At 67.4% G+C, this 17,941-nt stretch carries 12 protein-coding genes; 2 read left to right on the top strand and 10 right to left on the bottom strand.

Annotation, left to right across the window (positions count from 1 at the left end; translation table 11 throughout):
* Nucleotides 1-13: 13 nt before the first annotated feature.
* The 9 genes from OH146_RS01255 to OH146_RS01215 all read right to left on the bottom strand — a co-directional run bounded on the left by OH146_RS01255 (nucleotide 14) and on the right by OH146_RS01215 (nucleotide 15,837).
* Complete coding sequence (locus OH146_RS01255) at nucleotides 14-640, bottom strand: superoxide dismutase (RefSeq protein ID WP_265156565.1); 627 nt, start codon at nucleotides 638-640, stop codon at nucleotides 14-16.
* Between the two features lie 67 nt (nucleotides 641-707).
* Nucleotides 708-1,688 carry a DNA-binding protein WhiA gene (whiA, locus tag OH146_RS01250; protein ID WP_265156563.1) on the bottom strand — a complete coding sequence of 327 codons (981 nt, stop codon included), beginning with the start codon at nucleotides 1,686-1,688 and terminating at the stop codon, nucleotides 708-710.
* Between the two features lie 55 nt (nucleotides 1,689-1,743).
* Nucleotides 1,744-2,619, bottom strand: a complete 876-nt coding sequence (rapZ, locus tag OH146_RS01245) for an RNase adapter RapZ (RefSeq protein ID WP_265156561.1) — start codon at nucleotides 2,617-2,619, stop codon at nucleotides 1,744-1,746.
* A 44-nt stretch (nucleotides 2,620-2,663) separates the two neighbouring features.
* Nucleotides 2,664-4,643, bottom strand: coding sequence for an excinuclease ABC subunit UvrC (uvrC, locus tag OH146_RS01240; protein ID WP_265156559.1), 1,980 nt, complete (start codon nucleotides 4,641-4,643; stop codon nucleotides 2,664-2,666).
* A 29-nt stretch (nucleotides 4,644-4,672) separates the two neighbouring features.
* Nucleotides 4,673-7,654 (bottom strand): excinuclease ABC subunit UvrA, encoded by a 2,982-nt coding sequence (gene uvrA, locus OH146_RS01235; RefSeq protein WP_265156557.1) that lies wholly within the window; start codon nucleotides 7,652-7,654, stop codon nucleotides 4,673-4,675.
* A gap of 104 nt (nucleotides 7,655-7,758) precedes the next feature.
* On the bottom strand, nucleotides 7,759-9,837 hold the full coding sequence (uvrB, locus tag OH146_RS01230) for an excinuclease ABC subunit UvrB (RefSeq protein WP_265156555.1): 2,079 nt from the start codon (nucleotides 9,835-9,837) through the stop codon (nucleotides 7,759-7,761).
* A gap of 9 nt (nucleotides 9,838-9,846) precedes the next feature.
* Nucleotides 9,847-13,179 (bottom strand): thiol reductant ABC exporter subunit CydD, encoded by a 3,333-nt coding sequence (gene cydD, locus OH146_RS01225; RefSeq protein WP_265156553.1) that lies wholly within the window; start codon nucleotides 13,177-13,179, stop codon nucleotides 9,847-9,849.
* 38 nt (nucleotides 13,180-13,217) lie between these two features.
* Nucleotides 13,218-14,249: a cytochrome d ubiquinol oxidase subunit II gene (gene cydB / locus OH146_RS01220; RefSeq protein ID WP_265156551.1), complete on the bottom strand. Its 1,032-nt coding sequence runs from the start codon at nucleotides 14,247-14,249 to the stop codon at nucleotides 13,218-13,220.
* A gap of 19 nt (nucleotides 14,250-14,268) precedes the next feature.
* Nucleotides 14,269-15,837: a cytochrome ubiquinol oxidase subunit I gene (locus OH146_RS01215; RefSeq protein ID WP_265160593.1), complete on the bottom strand. Its 1,569-nt coding sequence runs from the start codon at nucleotides 15,835-15,837 to the stop codon at nucleotides 14,269-14,271.
* Nucleotides 15,838-15,947: 110 nt separating this feature from the next.
* On the opposite strand from OH146_RS01215, the gene OH146_RS01210 reads away from it, so the two are divergent.
* Both OH146_RS01210 and OH146_RS01205 read left to right on the top strand, forming a co-directional pair.
* A complete protein-coding gene (locus OH146_RS01210) occupies nucleotides 15,948-16,322 on the top strand; it encodes a BlaI/MecI/CopY family transcriptional regulator (RefSeq protein WP_265156549.1) in 375 nt (124 codons plus the stop codon).
* A 26-nt stretch (nucleotides 16,323-16,348) separates the two neighbouring features.
* Nucleotides 16,349-17,314 (top strand): M56 family metallopeptidase, encoded by a 966-nt coding sequence (locus tag OH146_RS01205; protein WP_265156548.1) that lies wholly within the window; start codon nucleotides 16,349-16,351, stop codon nucleotides 17,312-17,314.
* Here the strand turns inward: OH146_RS01205 and coaE are convergent.
* A complete protein-coding gene (gene coaE / locus OH146_RS01200; protein WP_265156546.1) occupies nucleotides 17,311-17,931 on the bottom strand; it encodes a dephospho-CoA kinase in 621 nt (206 codons plus the stop codon). The two genes, OH146_RS01205 and coaE, sit on opposite strands and share 4 nt — an antisense overlap.
* Between the last annotated feature and the right edge of the window lie 10 nt (nucleotides 17,932-17,941).

Raw genomic sequence — 17,941 nt, 5'->3', positions numbered from 1 at the left:
CCGGCCGAGCGACTTATGAGAGTACCAGCAGGCCCGAGGTCGAGGTGCGTGCAGCGTCGAGACGCTGCTGCACGTTCTGCCAGTTCACGATGTTCCAGAACGCCTTGACGTAGTCCGCACGGACGTTCTTGTAGTCGATGTAGTACGCGTGCTCCCACACGTCGAGCATGAGGAGGGGCACAGTGCCGAGCGCGGCGTTGCTCTGCTGGTCGAAGAGCTGCTCGATGATGAGCCGCTGACCGATCGAATCCCACGCGAGCACAGCCCAACCAGAGCCCTGCACGCCGAGCGCGGTCGCGGTGAAGTGTGCCTGGAACTTCTCGAAGGACCCGAAGTGGTCATCGATCGCGGAGGCGAGCTCGCCCTCGGGCTTGTCACCGCCGTCGGGCGACATGTTGGTCCAGAAGACCGAGTGGTTGACGTGGCCTCCGAGGTTGAAGGCGAGGTCCTTCTCAAGCTTGTTGACGTTCGCGAGGTCACCCTTGTCGCGTGCCTCCGCCAGCTGCGCGAGCGCCGTGTTGGCCCCCGTCACGTAGGCCTGGTGGTGCTTGCTGTGGTGAAGCTCCATAATCGTGCCGCTGATGCTGGGCTCAAGGGCGGCGTAGTCATACGGGAGGTCTGGAAGGGTGTATTCAGCCATTTGATTCTCCTTTTGTTCAGCCGCGGCACAGCGAAGCGTGTGCGCTGAGGCGGGGGTCGTCGCCAGTCTACGCGTCCTCGTACTCGGGGGGCAGGTTCGCATCCGTGCCGGGTACGCCTGTCTCCTCCGCCTTCTTATCGGCCATGGCCAGAAGGCGGCGGATGCGGCCCGCCACGGCATCCTTCGTCATGGGCGGATCGGCATGGTGCCCCAACTCATCGAGGCTCGCATCTCGGAACTGAAGCCGCAGCTCACCCGCGTAGCGCAGGTGATCCGGAATATCCGACCCGAGGATCTCGAGTGCCCGCTCGACACGCGCGCATGCGGCGACGGCGGCCTGCGCCGATCGCCGCAGGTTGGCGTCGTCGAAATTCACGAGACGATTGGCCGTGGCACGCACCTCGCGGCGTTGACGCAACGACTCCCACTCCCGAACGGTCTCGGTGGCACCCATCGTCACGAGCATCGCGCTGATGGCCTCGCCATCACGGACAACCACGCGGTGGACGCCCCTCACCTCACGCGCCTTGGCAGCGATGCCCAGACGGGAGGCCGCACCGACAAGCGCCATCGCGGCCTCATTACCCGGGCAGACCACCTCGAGGGCCGCCGAACGTCCCGGATCGGTCAGCGTGCCCTGGGCGAGGAAAGCACCCCGCCAGATCGCGGCAAGGTCCTCCCTCGACCCGGTGGTGAGCCGATTCGGCAGGCCTCGAATGGGACGGCGACGCGCATCCAGCAGGCCCGTCTGGCGGGCAAGGGTCTCCCCGCCGTCCAGCACGCGGATGAGGTAGTTCGTGGTCTTGCGCATGCCGTTTGCTGGCACGATCGCGACATCGCCGCGCACGCCATAGAGCTCAGCAAGGTCCTTCCGCACGCGGCGCACGAGCGCTGGACTGTCGACCTCCGACTCGACGGCGATCCGCCCAGAGATACTGTGCAACCCGCCGGAGAAACGGAGGATGGTCGAGAGTTCGGCGGCCCGAACGCTGGTCTTGCTCACCTCGATTCCGGTGAGCTCCTCCTTGACATCGGCGGTGAGAGCCACGTGGGGGGTCCTTTCGTGCGGGTATGAAGTGTAGTCGGTGGCGGAGAGCGTGCGACTACTCGCGGCCGAGGTCGCGGTGCTTGACGCTCGTCACGACGCCCGGAATCGCCGCAAGCCGCCGCGCCAACTCCTCGGCAGCGGCAACGGATCGATGCTTGCCCCCCGTGCAGCCCACCGCGATCGTGGCGTGTCGCTTGTTCTCGCGCTGATAGCCCGCAAGCACGGGTTCAAGAGCGCGCACGTAGGAGCTGAGGAACGGCTCGGCGCCCTCCTGAGAGAGCACGAAGTCGCTGACCTCCGCGTCCCTGCCGTTGAGTGGCCGCAGCTCGGGAATCCAGAAAGGGTTCGGAAGGAAGCGCATGTCGGCGATGAGGTCGGCATCGGTCGGAACACCGTATTTGAAGCCGAAGCTCATGACCGTGACCCGTACACCCGGCGTGCTCTCTCGCGAGAACGTCTCGGTGACGAGCGTAGCGAGCTGGTGGATGTTGAGGTCCGAGGTGTCGATGACAATATCGCTCGACTCCCGAATCTCGAGCATGCGGGCGCGTTCGGCCGAGATCCCATCGAGAAGGGTGCCATCACCCTGCAGCGGATGCGGACGCCGCACCTGTTCGAAACGACGGACCAGCGCAGCATCCGTCGCGTCGAGGAACAGCACCCGGACGGTGGATCCGGATCGCAGGGACTCGATCATCTCGACAAGATCCGAGAAGAGGCGACCACCGCGGACGTCGACGACTGCCGCGATGCGCGGAAGGTTGCCGCCTGCCCGACCCGCGAGCTCCACGAGCGGGCGAAGCATCTGCGGCGGCAGGTTGTCGACGACATACCAACCGAGGTCCTCGAGTGCGTTGCCGACGGTCGAGCGTCCTGCCCCGGACATGCCGGTGACGATCAGCACCTCCTGCCGTTCGGAACCCTCCGCCATCTCGCTCGCCCTCTTGTCCCCTCGCCGTTGCGTGCCCGTCAAGCCTACTCATCACTTGCGGCAGCTGACGACGCCGCGGGCGTCCCTGCGCCGCCCGAAGACCGCAATCTCGAGTGGATCGTGGTGGCGAGAGCCGGTCCGATCCCCTTCACCTCGGCGATCTGCTCGGGGACCGCGTCGCGGAGCCGCGCGACCGAACCGAAATGCTTGAGCAGGAGGGCGACACGGGACGGTCCCACTCCGGGGATCTCCGACAGGACGGAGTGGATGTCACGCTTGCGTCGTAGCCGTTGGAAGGAGATCGCGAAACGGTGAGCTTCGTCCCGGATCCGCTGAATGAGAAACAGTGCCTCGCTGTTGCGGGGCAGGATGACGGGGTACTCGGAGCCCGGCAGCCACACCTCCTCGAGGCGCTTCGCAATCCCGCACAACGCAATGTCTGTGATGCCCAACTCCTTCAGTACGGCGGAAGCCGCTGCCACCTGCGGCTGGCCTCCGTCCACGATCAGCAGATTGGGACGGTATGCAAAACGTTTGACCGGCGCCGCGTCGAGGGCCGCGGCATCCGTATCGGCGGCACCAGAATCTGCGGTCCCGGCCGCTACCGCCGATAGGGGCGTGGCCTCGTCGTCGAGGTGAGCGAGACGGCGTCGGAGCACGTCAGCGATCGCGGCCGTATCGTCGGCCGCCTCCTGGATCGAGAACTTGCGGTACTGGTCTTTGCGCGGCAGCCCATCCTCGAACACGACCATCGAGGCGACGATGTTGGTGCCGGAGAGGTGCGAGACGTCAAAGCACTCCATCCGCAAGGGCGCATCCGGCATCCCCAAAGCATCCTGAATGTCTGCCAGAGCCTGCGATCTCGCCGTGAAATCTCCACTTCGCCGCGTCTTGTAGAGCACAAGCGCGTTCTTCGCGTTCGCATCGACCGTCTGGGCAAGAGCGGCAAGCTCGCCCCGCCGAGCGACCGAGAGAGTGGACTTCGCGCTTCGGCCCGTAAGCTCCCAACGACGCGTCGCAAGCCAGTGCTCGAGCTCAGCCGCGTCATCGGGTAAGGCGGGAACAATCACCCTCCGCGGTGGCTCTGCGTCGTCACCGTAGGCCTTCTGCAGTACCGACTCGACGAGCTCTGGGAGTTCGAGGTCAAGCTCCTTGTCGACAACCCAACTGCGCACGCCGCGAATGCGTCCACCGCGCACCGAGAACTGTTGCACGGCGGCGGCAAGCTCGTCGTGGGCGATGCCGAAGAGATCTGCATCGATCGAGTCGGAGAGCACCATCGAGTTCTTCGACAGGACGGTCTCGAGCGCGGACCGCTGGTCGCGGAGCTTCGCCGCAGCCTCGTAGTCCTGCTCCTCGGCTGCCCGCATCATCCGATCCGTCAGCTCGTTGACGTAACGGCGGTCCTGCCCCGCCATGAAGGACGCGAAATCGAGCGCGGTGGATTTGTGCTCGCCCTTCGTCACCCGGCCCACGCACGGCGCAGAGCACTTGCCGATATCCCCGAGCAGACAAGGCCTGCCCGCCTGCTCCGCCCGTCGATAGATCGTGTCGCTGCAGCTCCGCATCGGAAAGGCCTTCAGCATCAGGTCCACCGTCTCACGGAGAGCCCCTACCTTCGTATACGGCCCGAAGTAGCGTGCACCACGGATGCCCTTGTTGCGCGTCACGAGCACACGCGGCACGTCTTCCTGGAGAGTGATCGCGAGGTAGGGATACGACTTGTCATCGCGGAACTGCACGTTGAATGGCGGATCGAACTCCTTGATCCACGTGAACTCCAGCTGCAGGGCCTCGAACTCGGTACCCACCACGGTCCACTCGACGGATGCCGCCGTGGTCACCATGCGACGCGTACGTTCATGCAGGCTCGGCAACGGCGCGAAGTAGTTGCTCAGCCGCGCTCGGAGGTTCTTGGCCTTGCCGACATACAGCACACGCTGCCTGGCATCCTTGAACCGGTAGACGCCCGGCTCCGTGGGGATCTCGCCCGCCTTGGGCCGATACGGGACCGTGTCACTCATGCTCGGCCATCACGAACCGACGACGCGCCTCATGTGGCCGCCCCGGATGCCTGAGCTTTTGTGCCCGCGCTCCTGCTCGAGCCCGCACGCGGCTTCTTCCTGGCCGACTTCCTGGCCGTGACCGGGACGGAAGCGACCTCGAGCGACTCCGCCGGAAGAAGTTCGCGAAGGAAGCGACCCGTGTGGCTGACCTCGCTTGACGCAACCTGCTCCGGCGTGCCCGTCGCGATGACCTGGCCGCCCCCCGCGCCGCCCTCGGGCCCCATGTCGATGATCCAGTCGGCCGACTTGATCACATCGAGATTGTGCTCGATCACGACGACCGTGTTGCCCTTGTCCACCAGGCCGCTGAGCACGACCAGCAGCTTGCGCACATCCTCGAAGTGCAGCCCCGTCGTGGGCTCGTCGAGAACATAAATGCTGCGCCCGTTGGACCTCCGCTGCAACTCGGTCGCAAGCTTGACGCGCTGGGCTTCACCCCCTGAGAGCGTCGTCGCGCTCTGCCCGAGGCGCACGTAACCGAGCCCGACCTCCACGAGGGTCAGGAGATAGCGATGGATGGCGCCGATCGACTCGAAGAACTCCGCCGCCTCACTGATGGGCATGTCGAGGACCTCGGCGATGTTCTTGCCCTTGTAGTGCACGGAGAGCGTCTCACGGTTGTATCGCGCTCCCCCGCATACCTCGCAGGTCACATAGACATCGGGCAGGAAGTTCATCTCGATCTTGATCGTGCCATCACCCGAGCAGTTCTCGCAGCGGCCCCCCTTGACGTTGAAGCTGAAGCGCCCCGGCAGATAACCACGTGCCTTGGCCTCCGCCGTCTCGGCGAAGAGCGTGCGGATGCGATCGAAGACGCCCGTGTATGTCGCGGGATTGGAGCGCGGAGTGCGGCCGATGGGCGCCTGGTCGACGTGCACGACCTTGTCGAGGCTGTCGAGACCAGTGACGCGCGTGTGCTTGCCCGGGATCTGCCGAGCCCCGTTGAGCTCGTTCGCGAGCACCTTGTAGAGGATGTCATTGATCAGGGTCGACTTGCCCGAACCGCTCACTCCCGTGACGGCGGTGAAGGTGCCGAGCGGAATCTCTGCCGTGACCTCGCGCAGGTTGTTCGCGCGAGCGCCCTCAATACGCAGCATCCGTTCCGGGTCGACACGACGCCGCGCCTCCGGCACCGCGATGCTCTGCCGCCCCGAGAGATAGTCTCCCGTGATGGAGAGCTCGTTGTGGAGCAGCTCGTCATAGGAACCCGAGTGGACCACCTTGCCGCCGTGCTCCCCCGCACCCGGGCCGATGTCGACGACCCAGTCGGCCGTACGGATCGTGTCCTCGTCATGCTCGACCACGATGAGCGTGTTGCCCAGGTTCTTGAGCTTCACAAGAGTCTCGATCAGGCGACGGTTGTCCCGCTGGTGGAGGCCGATGCTCGGCTCGTCGAGCACGTAGAGCACACCCGTGAGGCCCGAACCGATCTGAGTGGCAAGGCGGATGCGCTGCGCCTCGCCTCCCGAGAGCGAACCGGCGGAGCGGGCCAGGTTGAGGTAGTTAAGACCGACCTCGAGAAGGAACTCGAGGCGCGCGCGGATCTCCCGCAGGACCGCCGCCGCGATGTGGGCTTCGCGGTCGCTGAGCTTGAGGTCACGCATGAAGGAGTAGGCGTCCGAGAGACTCAGCTCCGCGACATCCGCAATGCTTGAGCCCTGCACCGTGACCGCGAGAACCTCCGGCTTGAGGCGCTTGCCGTGACAAACGGCGCAGGGGATCTCCCGCAGGTAGCTCGCGAAGCGCTGGCGAGCAGAATCCGTCTCCGCCTCGAGGAACTTTCTCTCGATGTAGGGGATGACGCCCTCGAAGCCGGTCGTGTACTTCATCTCGCGACCGAAACGGTTGCGCCACTTCACGCTGACTTGGAAGTCGTTGCCTCGCAGAACCGCGTCCTGCACTGCGGGGTCAAGATCCTGCCACGGGGTCGTGAGCGAGAAGTCGAGGTCTCGGGCAAGGCCCTCGAGGAGGCGCTGGAAGTAGTTGTAGAGTCCCTTGCCGCTCTGCGTCCAAGGCAAGATGACGCCGTCGGCAAGGCTCAGTGCGGGATCACCGAGGAGCAGGTCCGAATCCACCGACATCCGCGTTCCGAGCCCCGAGCATTCAGGGCAGGCACCGAAGGGAGCGTTGAAGGAGAAGGTGCGCGGCTCGATCTCCGTCAGTTGAACCGGGTGGTTGTTGGGGCAGGACAACTTCTCGGAGAACGTGCGCCACGCGGCGTCGCCCTCGGCGTCGACGAAGTTGATCGCGACAAGGCCATCGGTGAGGCGCAGGGCTGTCTCGAGCGAGTCGGTCAGCCGGCCCAGGATGTCGTCTGCCGCGACAAGACGGTCGACGACGACCGAGATGTCGTGCTTGACCTGCTTCTTGAGGGTCGGAGGCGAGGTGAGCTGCACGACGTCGCCGTCGACGATGGCGCGAGAGTAACCAGACGCCGCAAGATCCCGGAAGAGGTCGACGAACTCGCCCTTCTTCTGTGAGACGACGGGGCTCACGACCTGGTACCGAGTTCCCGTCTCGAGTGTCATGAGCTGGTCGGCGATCTGCTGCACCGTCTGGCGCTCGATCCGCTCACCGCAGACAGGGCAGTGGGGCACGCCGATGCGGGCCCACAGGAGCCGCATGTAGTCGTAGATCTCGGTGATCGTGCCGACGGTCGACCGCGGGTTGCGGTTGGTGGACTTCTGGTCGATCGAGACGGCAGGGCTCAAACCCTCGATGAAATCGACATCAGGACGATCCACCTGTCCCAGAAACTGGCGAGCATAAGCAGAGAGCGACTCGACATAGCGACGCTGGCCCTCGGCGAAGATCGTGTCAAAGGCGAGCGAGGACTTTCCCGACCCCGACAGGCCAGTGAAGACGACAAGCGAGTCGCGCGGAATCTCGAGATCTACATCGCGAAGGTTGTGGACGCGCGCGCCGCGAACACTCAGTCGCGACGACGATTCGACAGGGGTGATGGACACGATTGTCAGCCTACGTTCTCTCTTCTCAAGCCGAGCCGGGAGGCCGGCCGCAACGATGCATCGAACAGTGCAAGGTGTTCGAACATCTGTTCTATTCTAGCGCCTCAGATGTGGCCAGCAGCTTCCATGCTGCGCAGCTCCTTCTTGAGGTCGGCAACCTCGTCGCGCAGTCTTCCCGCGAGCTCGAACTTGAGCTCTGAAGCCGCCTGGAGCATCTGATCGGTGAGGTCGCGAATGAGCGCATCGAGATCGCTCGCACCGGAAGCTGCGAGCCCCTCGAAGCCCCCGCCCCTCTTGCTCAGGGACGGGGTTGGTGCGCGGCGGCGATCCCCGCGTCCCCCGAGGAACTCGGCCGTGTCCGCCTCCTCACGCGCAAGAACATCCGTGATATCGGCAATGCGCTTGCGAAGCGGTGTGGGATCGATGCCGTTCTCGGTGTTGTAGGCGATTTGCTTCTCGCGGCGTCGATCGGTCTCCTCAATCGCGAGGCGCATGGAATCGGTCACGACATCGGCATACATGTGGACGGCACCGGAGACGTTTCGGGCGGCTCGGCCGATCGTCTGGATAAGGGAGGTCGAGGAACGGAGGAATCCCTCCTTGTCCGCGTCGAGAATCGCGACCAGTGACACCTCAGGAAGGTCGAGGCCCTCGCGGAGGAGATTGATGCCGACGAGAACATCGTAGACACCCTGTCGCAGCTCCGTGAGGAGTTCGACGCGTCGAAGAGTATCGACATCCGAGTGCAGGTACCGCACGCGTACCCCCGCTTCCGTGAGAAAGTCGGTGAGCTCCTCGGCCATCTTCTTCGTCAGCGTCGTGACGAGGACCCGCTCGTCGCGTTCCGTGCGCAGCCGGACCTCCTCGAGGAGGTCGTCGATCTGGCCCTTGCTGGGCTTGACGACGATCTCGGGATCGACGAGCCCGGTCGGACGAATGATCTGCTCGACGACTCCGTCAGATACCCCGAGCTCATACTTGCCCGGGGTCGCCGAGAGGTACACCTTCTGGCCCACCCTGTCGAGGAACTCGCTGAACTTGAGCGGCCGGTTGTCGAGGGCGCTCGGGAGGCGGAAACCGTGGTCGACGAGAGTGCGCTTGCGTGAAGCATCCCCCTCGAACATCGCGCCGATCTGCGGGACCGTGACGTGCGACTCATCGATGACGACGAGGAAGTCGTCGGGGAAGTAGTCAAGGAGGCAGTTCGGCGGAGCGCCAGGAGCACGGCCGTCGATGTGGCGAGAGTAGTTCTCGATGCCGCTGCAGAAGCCGATCTGCTCCATCATCTCGAGGTCGAAGGTCGTGCGCATGCGCAGTCGCTGCGCCTCGAGGAGCTTGCCCTGGCGTTCCAGCTCCGCGAGTCGCTGCTCCAACTCCTCCCGGATGCTCACGATCGCGCGTTGCATCGTGTCGGGACTCGCCGCATAGTGCGTCGCGGGGAAGACCGAGACGGCATCCATCTGGTTCAACACCTCGCCCGTCAAGGGGTGGAGGGCGAAGAGCGCCTCGATCTCGTCACCGAACATCTCGATGCGGATCGCATTCTCCTCGTACATCGGGATGATCTCGATCGTGTCCCCCCGGACCCGGAACTTGCCCCGCGAGAAGTCGACATCGTTGCGCTGGTATTGCATCGCGACGAACTGCCGAACGATCGCGTCGCGGCTGATGCGCTGCCCGACCTGCAGCGGGATCATCGCCTCGAGGTACTCCTCCGCCGCGCCGAGACCGTAGATGCACGAGACGGTTGACACGACGACAACGTCACGACGGCTGAGGAGCGAGTTCGTGGTCGAGTGCCGAAGGCGCTCGACCTCGGCGTTGATCGAGCTGTCCTTCTCGATGAATGTGTCAGTCTGCGGCACATAGGCCTCAGGCTGGTAGTAGTCGTAGTACGACACGAAGTACTCGACCGCATTGTTGGGCAGCAGGTCGCGGAACTCATTCGCGAGCTGGGCGGCGAGGGTCTTGTTGTGCGCCATCACGAGGGTCGGTCGCTGCACCTGCTCGATCAGCCAGGCGGTCGTGGCCGACTTGCCGGTACCCGTCGCGCCGAGGAGCACGACGTCGGTTTCACCGGCGTTGATCCGCCCAGCGAGTTCCGCGATCGCGGCCGGTTGGTCGCCGCTCGGAGAGTACTCGCTGATGACCTCGAATGGGCGCACGGACCTGGTCGCTTGCATGTCCCAAGTCTAGGCAGCACCACCGACACTGATGCTGGAGACGGCGAGCTCCGGGATCCGCTCGGCCGCTCCCGACAGCTCGACGCGCACGTCCCCCGGCGCGATCAGGGAGGGGGCGTGTGTTACGAGGACGACGATGCGATCCGAGAGGCCCCGCCGCAGGTCGCGCACGAGCGACTCCCCCGCCGCCTCGTCGAGGTGGGCCGTCGGCTCGTCCAGCAGGATGACGTCGGATGCCGCGAGCAGAGTCCGCGCGACGGCGACCCGCTGGCGTTGCCCGCCAGAGAGCGCGGGCCCATCGCTCCCGACCCGGGTGTCGAGGCCGTCGGGGAGGCTCGCGAGGAGTGGAGCGAGCCCCACCCGCTCGAGCGCCGAGACCATCTCCTCGTCACTGGGCGCAGCAGCGCGTGGGCGCGCGATGAGGAGGTTGCCTCGCAGGGTCGAGTCGAAGAGGTAGCCCTCCTGCGGGCACCAGGCGATCCTCGACAGGAGCCCGCGGGATTCGGGAGCCGCTGCATCCGTGCCGTTCAGGCGGTAGTGGCCGGAGGCCGGCGAGAGGTGGCCGAGAAGGAGCGAAAGCAGGGTGGACTTGCCCGCCCCGGACGGCCCCGTCACGACGAGCCAGCCGCCCGCACCCACGCTCGCGTCGACGCACTCGAAGGCGGGCCGACGGGCGCCCGGCCAGCACGCCGACACGCCGGAGAGGGAGAGCTCGGTGACCCGTCCCGCCTCCCGGAGAGGGGGCGCACCCTCGGGTGACTCACCCGCCGTCAGTGCGCCCACCCGGCGCAGGACCAGCCGCAGCGCGGGCCACTGGCGCACACCCGAGACGAGGTCCAGTCCGGGTTCGATGAGACCGAGCGGCGTCAGGGCGAGCACCGCGACAAGCGCCGCGTCGAGCCTGCCGGAGGTGACCGCGTCCGCTGAGAGCGGCAGCATCGCGAGCGCAGCGATCGAGCAGGCAGCGATCACGAGCGCCTCGCCGAGGCCGAGGGAGCCGGCCCCTCTCCGCGCGGCGGCACTGGCCGCGGCATCCGCGGTCGCGAGCGACTCGCGCGCCCGGGCGTCGACGCCGTTCGCGGCGAGATCGTCGGCCGCTGTGAGCATCGCGGTGAAGCGCCGCAGGACGGTGGATCTCAGTTCCTGCTCGGCCCGGGCCGCGAAGCGGTCGGCGAGGAGACCCGCGGTCGGCGCCACTACGAGGAGGACTGCGGCGAGGCAGAGAAGGACGGGTAGCGCGCCGGGGTGGACGACCGTGAGTCCGGCGGCGCCGGCTGCCACCGTCATGGCACCGACGAGAGGGGGAAGCACGGCGCGCAGCGCGAGGTCGCGCACGACATCGGCGTCGCGCACCAGACGGTCCAGTGCATTGCCGCCGTGCAGTGCGGAACGACTCTTGAGCCCGTGGGCCGCGAGACCCTTCCACAGGCGCACCCGCAGACTCGTCAGCGCTGAGAACACGGCGTCGTGCCCGACGAGGCGTTCTGCGTACCGCAGGACGGCGCGGCCGATGCCGAAGAAACGCACCCCGACGATCGCGACGAGGAGCGTCATGATGTGCGGCTGGCGGCTCGACTGCACGATGAGCCATGCGGAGACCGCCGTCAGTGAGATCGCGAAGAGCGCCGCGAGAGTGCCGAGCAGAAGCGCGAGGGCGATGCGTCCCGCGACGGGCCGCAGGAAGCGGAGGAGCTCCGCCCCGGCGCCGGTCGGATCGTCGAAGGCGAGGTCGACGGATGCCTCCCCCTGACCGCTCGCGGGATCGACCATGTCGCCCGACGTGACGAGCTCCCCTCGGGGCGTGGGCCCCGCGCCGAGCACGACCGTCGCGTCGGCGAGGGCACGGACGGCCGGGTCATGGGACGCGACCAGCACGGTCGCCCGGCCACGCATCTCTTCGATCGCCGCGAGAACCGCGTGCGTCGAGGACGTGTCGAGATGGGCGGTCGGCTCGTCGAGGAGCACGAGGCGCGCCCCGGCCTCAACGCGGAGGAGCACCCGCGCGAAGGCGACCCTGCGGAGCTCCCCCGGACTCAGCCGCGCGGGATCCGCGAGTGCGAGGGACTCCAGCTGCAGTCTGCGCAGTACTCGGCGGATGTGGTCCTCGCCGGTGGGCACCCCCTCCGAATAGAGCTCCAGCTCCTCCCTCACACTGTCGGCGAGAGCGTGAGGATGCTGGGGCAACCATGCGACGCGCTCCCGGTCGACGAGCGTCACGAGGCCCTCGACGACCGCGCCGTGCTCTCCCTCGGGGAGGCGGCCCGCGAGAAGGCGGAGGACCGTCGTCTTGCCTGCGCCACTCGGCCCATCGAGCACCGTGATGCCGCCCTCGGGCGCCGTGAAGTCGAGTCGCGACACAGCCGGTGTCTCCCGCTCCGCATACCGCACCGTGAGGCCCTGCGCCGACACGACGTCGCCGAGCGACAGGGGGGACGCGGCATCCGGCTGCTCGATCGCCGCGCGGGCGCGGCCGAGCGCCTCCTTGCCGTCCTGTGAGGCGTGGAAGGCCGAGCCGACCGCGCGAAACGGCGTGAAGCACTCGGGCGCGAGCAGGAGGGCGAGGAGGCCGAGCTCGAGCGGCATCACCCCGTGCACGAGGCGCACGCCGATGAACACCGCGACGATGGCGACGGAGATCGTCGCGATGAGCTCGAGCGCGAGGGAGGACAGGAAGGCCGTGCGTAGGGTCTGCATCGCGCGCCCCCGGAACTCCTCGGAGATCCTCTGCAGCGCTCGTGCCTGCTCCGTCGCGCGGCCGAGGCCCAGCAGGACCGGAAGCCCCCGCGCGAGCTCGACGACGTGCTGGGACAGGCGCTCGAGCGCGGCTGCGGCGGCCGCCACCCGCTCCTCAGTGTGGAGGCCGATCAGCGCCATGAAGACCGGGATGAGCGGGACCGTCAGCACGATGATGAGCGCGCTCACCCAGTCGGCCGAGAGGATGCGGGCCCCCACGAGCAGGGGCACGCAGGCCGCGTTGACAAGAGCGGGCAGGAAGACTGTGATGTAGCTGTCGAGCCCGTCGAGGCCGCGGGTCGCGAGGGTCGAGTCGGCCCCGATGCGCGCTCCCCCTCGGCGTACGAGGCGCTCCGCGAGTTCCCGCCGGAGGCGCTCCTTCGTCTCGAGCAGCGCCCTCGTCGCGACGACCCGCTGCACCCACGCCACACCCGCGCGCAGGGCCGCCGAGGCGAGCCCCCACGCGAGCGCGTGGCCTGCATCGTCCCACCCTTCGACGAGCGCGGTGATCCCCGCGGCCAGTGCACTCGCCATGCCCACGAGAGCGAGTGCATTGAGCGCACCCGTGAGTCCGAGCAGCGCGAGCGTCGGGAGTGGCAGGAGGGACATCCCCGCGAAGGGCGACGAGCTCCGAGCATCCGGCGCCCTCATCGGGAACGCACGGCCGGCATGACGGCGTGGGCCTCGGGGATGCTCGCTGCCGTAACTCGCTTGCGGAAGACCCAGTACGTCCAGCCCTGGTAGACGAGGACGAGCGGCACCCCCACGGCCGCCACGATACTCATGACCCCCAGCGTGTAGTCGGAGGATGAGGCGTTCCAGATCGTGAGCGAGTGGGCCGGGTCGAGGGTCGAGGGCAGCACGATGGGATAGACGGCGCCGAAGAGCGCGGCGGCGCCCGTCACCAGGAAGACACCGAGGCCGATGAAGCTCCAGCCCTCGCGACCCGCGCGGTTCGCGAACCATGCGACGACAGCGGCGGTGACGGCGACGAGCACGAGCGCCCAGGTCACGAGTGTTCCGGAACGGAACTGGATCACGAGCACCCAGGCTGCGAGGGGAAGCAGCGCGACCGGGAGCGCCAGCGACACGAAACGGCGGGAGCGTTCCCGGACTGGGCCCTCCGTCTTGAGGGCGAGGAAGGCGGCGGCGTGCACGAGGCAGAAGCCGACGACCGCGAGGCCGCCGAGGACGGCGTAGCCGTTGAACCACGCCCAGGCGCCCCCGACGCGGTCCCCGTTCTCATTGAGCGGCAGTCCTGTGGTTGTGAGCGCGAGCGCGGCGCCGACTCCGAAGGCACTCACGAGGCTGCCGAGACCCAGCGCGAAGTCCCAGGAGCGGATCCAGGCATCCGTCGATCCCTTGCCGCGGTACTCGATCGCCACGGCCCGGAAGATGAGGCCGAGCAGCACGATCACGAGCGGGATGTAGAGGGCGGAGAAGAGGGAGGCGTACCAGAACGGGAAGGCCGCGAAGGTCGCGCCGCCCGCCGTCAGCAGCCACACCTCGTTGCCGTCCCAGACGGGCCCGATGGTGTTGAGCATGACGCGGCGTTCACGCTCGCTTCGGGCGGAGAAGAGCAGGTGCATCCCGACGCCGAGGTCAAAGCCCTCGAGGAAGAGGTAGCCGATCCAGAGGACGGCGATGAGAACGAACCAGAGCGTGGGCAGGAATTCCATGAGCGTGTTCCTTGCGGGATCAGTAGGCGAAGGCGAGGACGTCGTCGGAGGGGGGAGGCGAGTCGTCGTCGCGTCGCGCGTGGAGCTTGGGCACTGAGCTCGCGACCCCGCCCCGCACGTAGCGCACGAGCAGCCGCACCTCGAAGACCATGAGCACGGCGTAGACGAGGGTGAAGGCCGCGAGCGAGAAGAGCAGTTCCGTGAAGTTCACCCCGGGCGACACGGCCGCGGCCGTGAACATGAACACCCCATCGGTCCCGCTCGGGTTGGGGTTCGGCGCCACGACGAAGGGTTGCCGCCCCATCTCCGTGAAGATCCACCCCGCCGAGTTAGCGGCGAAGGGGGCGAGGATGCCAACGATCGCGAGCTGCATGAGCGGACGGCTCGCGGGAACCGTGCCTCTGCGCGTGATCCACAGTGCGACGGCCGCGGCGACGGCGGCGAGAGCGCCGAAGCCCATCATGAGCCGGAAGCCCCAGTACGTGACCTCCATGATCGGCAGGTACTCGATCTCCTGCCCCGCGCGCGCGCCATACATGGGGTCGTCGGGCAGGTGTGTCCCGTACTTCTCCTGGTACTCGGGGATGAGCGAGTTGATCCCCCGGATCTCCGTCTCGAAGTCGCCGTTGGCCAGGAACGAGAGGATGCCCGGCACCTCGATCACGGCCACGACGTCGTCGCAGTCCTTCGAGCCGAGGTTGCCGACCGACAGCACCGAGAACGCCGTGCCGTCGTGGCAGGCGCCCTCCGCCGCCGCCATCTTGAGCGGCTGCTGGTCGAACATGAGCTTGGCCTGCAGGTCACCGGAGGCCGCGACGCCCGCGAAGGCGACGACCGCGACGACCGCCCCGATGCGCAGCGAGGAGATCCACACGCGGTGGTCTGCCCGGTCGCGCCCCGGAATGTCGGTTGCTTCGCCGACGACGACCCGCCCCGTGCTGTCGACCGTGTCGATGCCGTCTCGGCGGCGCTGCCAGAGCTGGTACCAGGCGATGCCGAGGAGGAAGCCGCCCCCGACCGCGAGGGCGCCGAAGATCGTGTGGATGTAGGCGGCGATGGCCGTGTTGTTGCCGAGCACCGCGAGCACGTCGGTCATGACGGGTCGTCCGTCGATGAGCTCGACGCCGACCGGATGCTGCATCCACGAGTTCGCGACGATGATGAAGTAGGCCGAGATCACTGAGCCGATGACGGCGATCCAGAGACAGGCAAGGTGCAGTCGTTTGGGCAGTCGGTTCCAGCCGAAGATCCAGAGCCCGAGGAAGGTCGACTCGACGAAGAACGCGAGGAGGGCCTCCATCGCGAGCGGTGCACCGAAGACGTCTCCGACGAAGCGGCTGTACTCGCTCCACGCGAGACCGAACTGGAACTCCTGCACGATGCCGGTCGCGACGCCCATGATGAAGTTGATCAGGTAGAGCTTGCCCCAGAACTTGGTCATGCGATACCAACGCTCGTCGCCCGTCTTGTGCCAACGGGACTGCATGAAGGCGACGACGGGCCCCAGGCCCAGGGTGAGCGGCACCATCCAGAAGTGGTACACGGTGGTGATCCCGAACTGCCAGCGCGCGATCAGGAGCGGGTCGATTGCGTCCACGAGGACCTCCTCCCGGACGCCGGTCGCGCCCGGCTTCGTTGTCGTCGAAACAAGTTCTACACGATGTAGAGTTCAATTTCTACTTGGGGTAGAATTGAGGCATGGCAACACTCGGAGAGCTCGAGCGCGTCGTCATGGACGTGCTCTGGGATGCGGACGGCGACCTCAGTTCCAACGAGATCCGTGATCGCCTGCAGGCCAACGGCGGCGATCGAAACCTCGCGGCGACGACCGTCCTGACGGTCCTCTCACGCCTCGAGCAGAAGGACTTTGTGCGACGGGACCGCGCGCAGAGGCCGCACCTCTACCGCGCCGTCATGAGTCGCGAGGCCCACATGGCCGAGCTCATGCACGAAGTCCTCGGCTCGGCCCCGGATCGCAAGGCCGTGCTCGCCCGGTTCGTCGGGCAGGTGCAGCCGAGCGACGTCGCGGCACTCCGCGCTCTCCTTGACGGCGCGGGCGACCGGACCCGCTGAGCACGTCAGCCTGCTAGCGTCTGTCCGTGCTGCCCGCCTCGCTCGCCCTCGCCGCCCTCGCGGTGGCGCTCGCGTGGCCGGTCCCCCTCGCGCTCGCCCGGGCGGCGTGGCCCGCGCGGGCACCGGCAGTAGCCCTCATCGTGTGGCAGGCGATCGCCCTGGCCGGTGGACTCTCCATGATCGGCTCGCTCCTCGTGTTCGGGCTCACGCCCTTCGGCGAGGATCTCGTGCGGGGCCTCGCCTCCCTCCTGCAACACCTTCTGAACGGAACCCTCCCGGAGGGTGCCACGCTCCCCCACACCTTCGCTCTCAGCGGCGCCGTGCTCCTCGCGGTGCACCTCGTGCTCAACCTCATGCTCGCCGCCGTGCGGGCCAGCCGGTCGCGGAGTCGCCACCGCCAACTGCTCGCGCTCCTGAGCAGGCCCGACCCCGAGCATCCGGGCGCCCGGCTCCTCGACGAGGCCGCCCCCGTCGCCTACTGCCTGCCCGGCGCCACCCGATCCGTCACAGTGCTCTCCGACGGCCTGCTCGAGATTCTCGACGCCGAGGAACTCGCCGCCGTCATCGCCCATGAGGAGGCGCACGCGCGACAGAGACACCATCTGCTCCTGCTCGCCTTCGGGGCGTGGCGCCGCTCGCTCCCGTGGTTCCCCATTGCGACGCGCGCCCTCGACGCCGTCGCGGTGCTCGTCGAGATGCTCGCGGATGATCGGGCGAGACGCCAGGCGTCCGAGGCCGTCCTGGCGCGCTCCATCGCCCGTGTGGCGCTCGGGCTCGATGGGGTAGCCGGACGTCCACGGCCGGGGGCGGATGTCGCGGAGAACCTTCCCGAGACGCTGGGAGCCTCCGAGCCGGCCGCGCTGCGACGCATCGAGCGACTCGTCTCCGCGGCCGAGCCGCTCGGCGTCATGGGTCGGGTGACGGCACTCGCCGCATCCGCCGCTCTCCTCCTCGTGCCGACCGCGCTACTCCTCGCGCCCGCGCTCGCCTAGGAGGATGCCGCAGCGCGCGCGGCGATCTCGACCCAGAGAGCGTCGACGCGCGCGAGGAGCTCCTCGACCGTTCCATTGTTGTCGATGACGACGTCGGCGATCGCCGCGCGCTCGGCATCGCTCGCCTGGGCATCGATGCGGGCCGCCGCCTCGGCCTCGCTCATGCCGCGCCGCTCGACCATGCGGCGCAGCCGCAGCGCTCGCTCGGCCGCCACGACCACGACGAGGTCGTAAGCTTCCGAGGCGCCCGCGCCGCTTTCGGCGAGCAGGGGTACGTCGTACACGACGACGGCCTCCGGATCGGCTGCCGCGGCATCCGCGATACGTCGCGCCGTGAGTTCACGCACCCGCGGATGCGTGATCCTATTGAGCCGAGCAAGGCTCTCCGGATCGGAGAAGACGATCGAGCCGAGGGCAGCGCGATCGAGTTCGCCTCCGGGAGTCACCACACTGTCTCCGAACGCAGCGACGATCTCCGCCAGTCCCTCGGAGCCCGGCGCCACAACCTCGCGCGCAAGAAGATCCGCGTCGATATGGACAGCCCCGAGCGATCGGAGGCGATCGGCAACGAGAGATTTGCCAGAGGCGATGCCGCCGGTCAGGGCCAGAAGATACACGGCACCATGC

Source organism: Homoserinimonas sedimenticola (assembly GCF_026094475.1).
Taxonomy (GTDB): Bacteria; Actinomycetota; Actinomycetes; order Actinomycetales; family Microbacteriaceae; genus Homoserinimonas; species Homoserinimonas sedimenticola.
The sequence above is the reverse complement of the archived record's forward strand: the minus strand, read 5'-3'. Positions and strand labels throughout refer to the sequence as shown.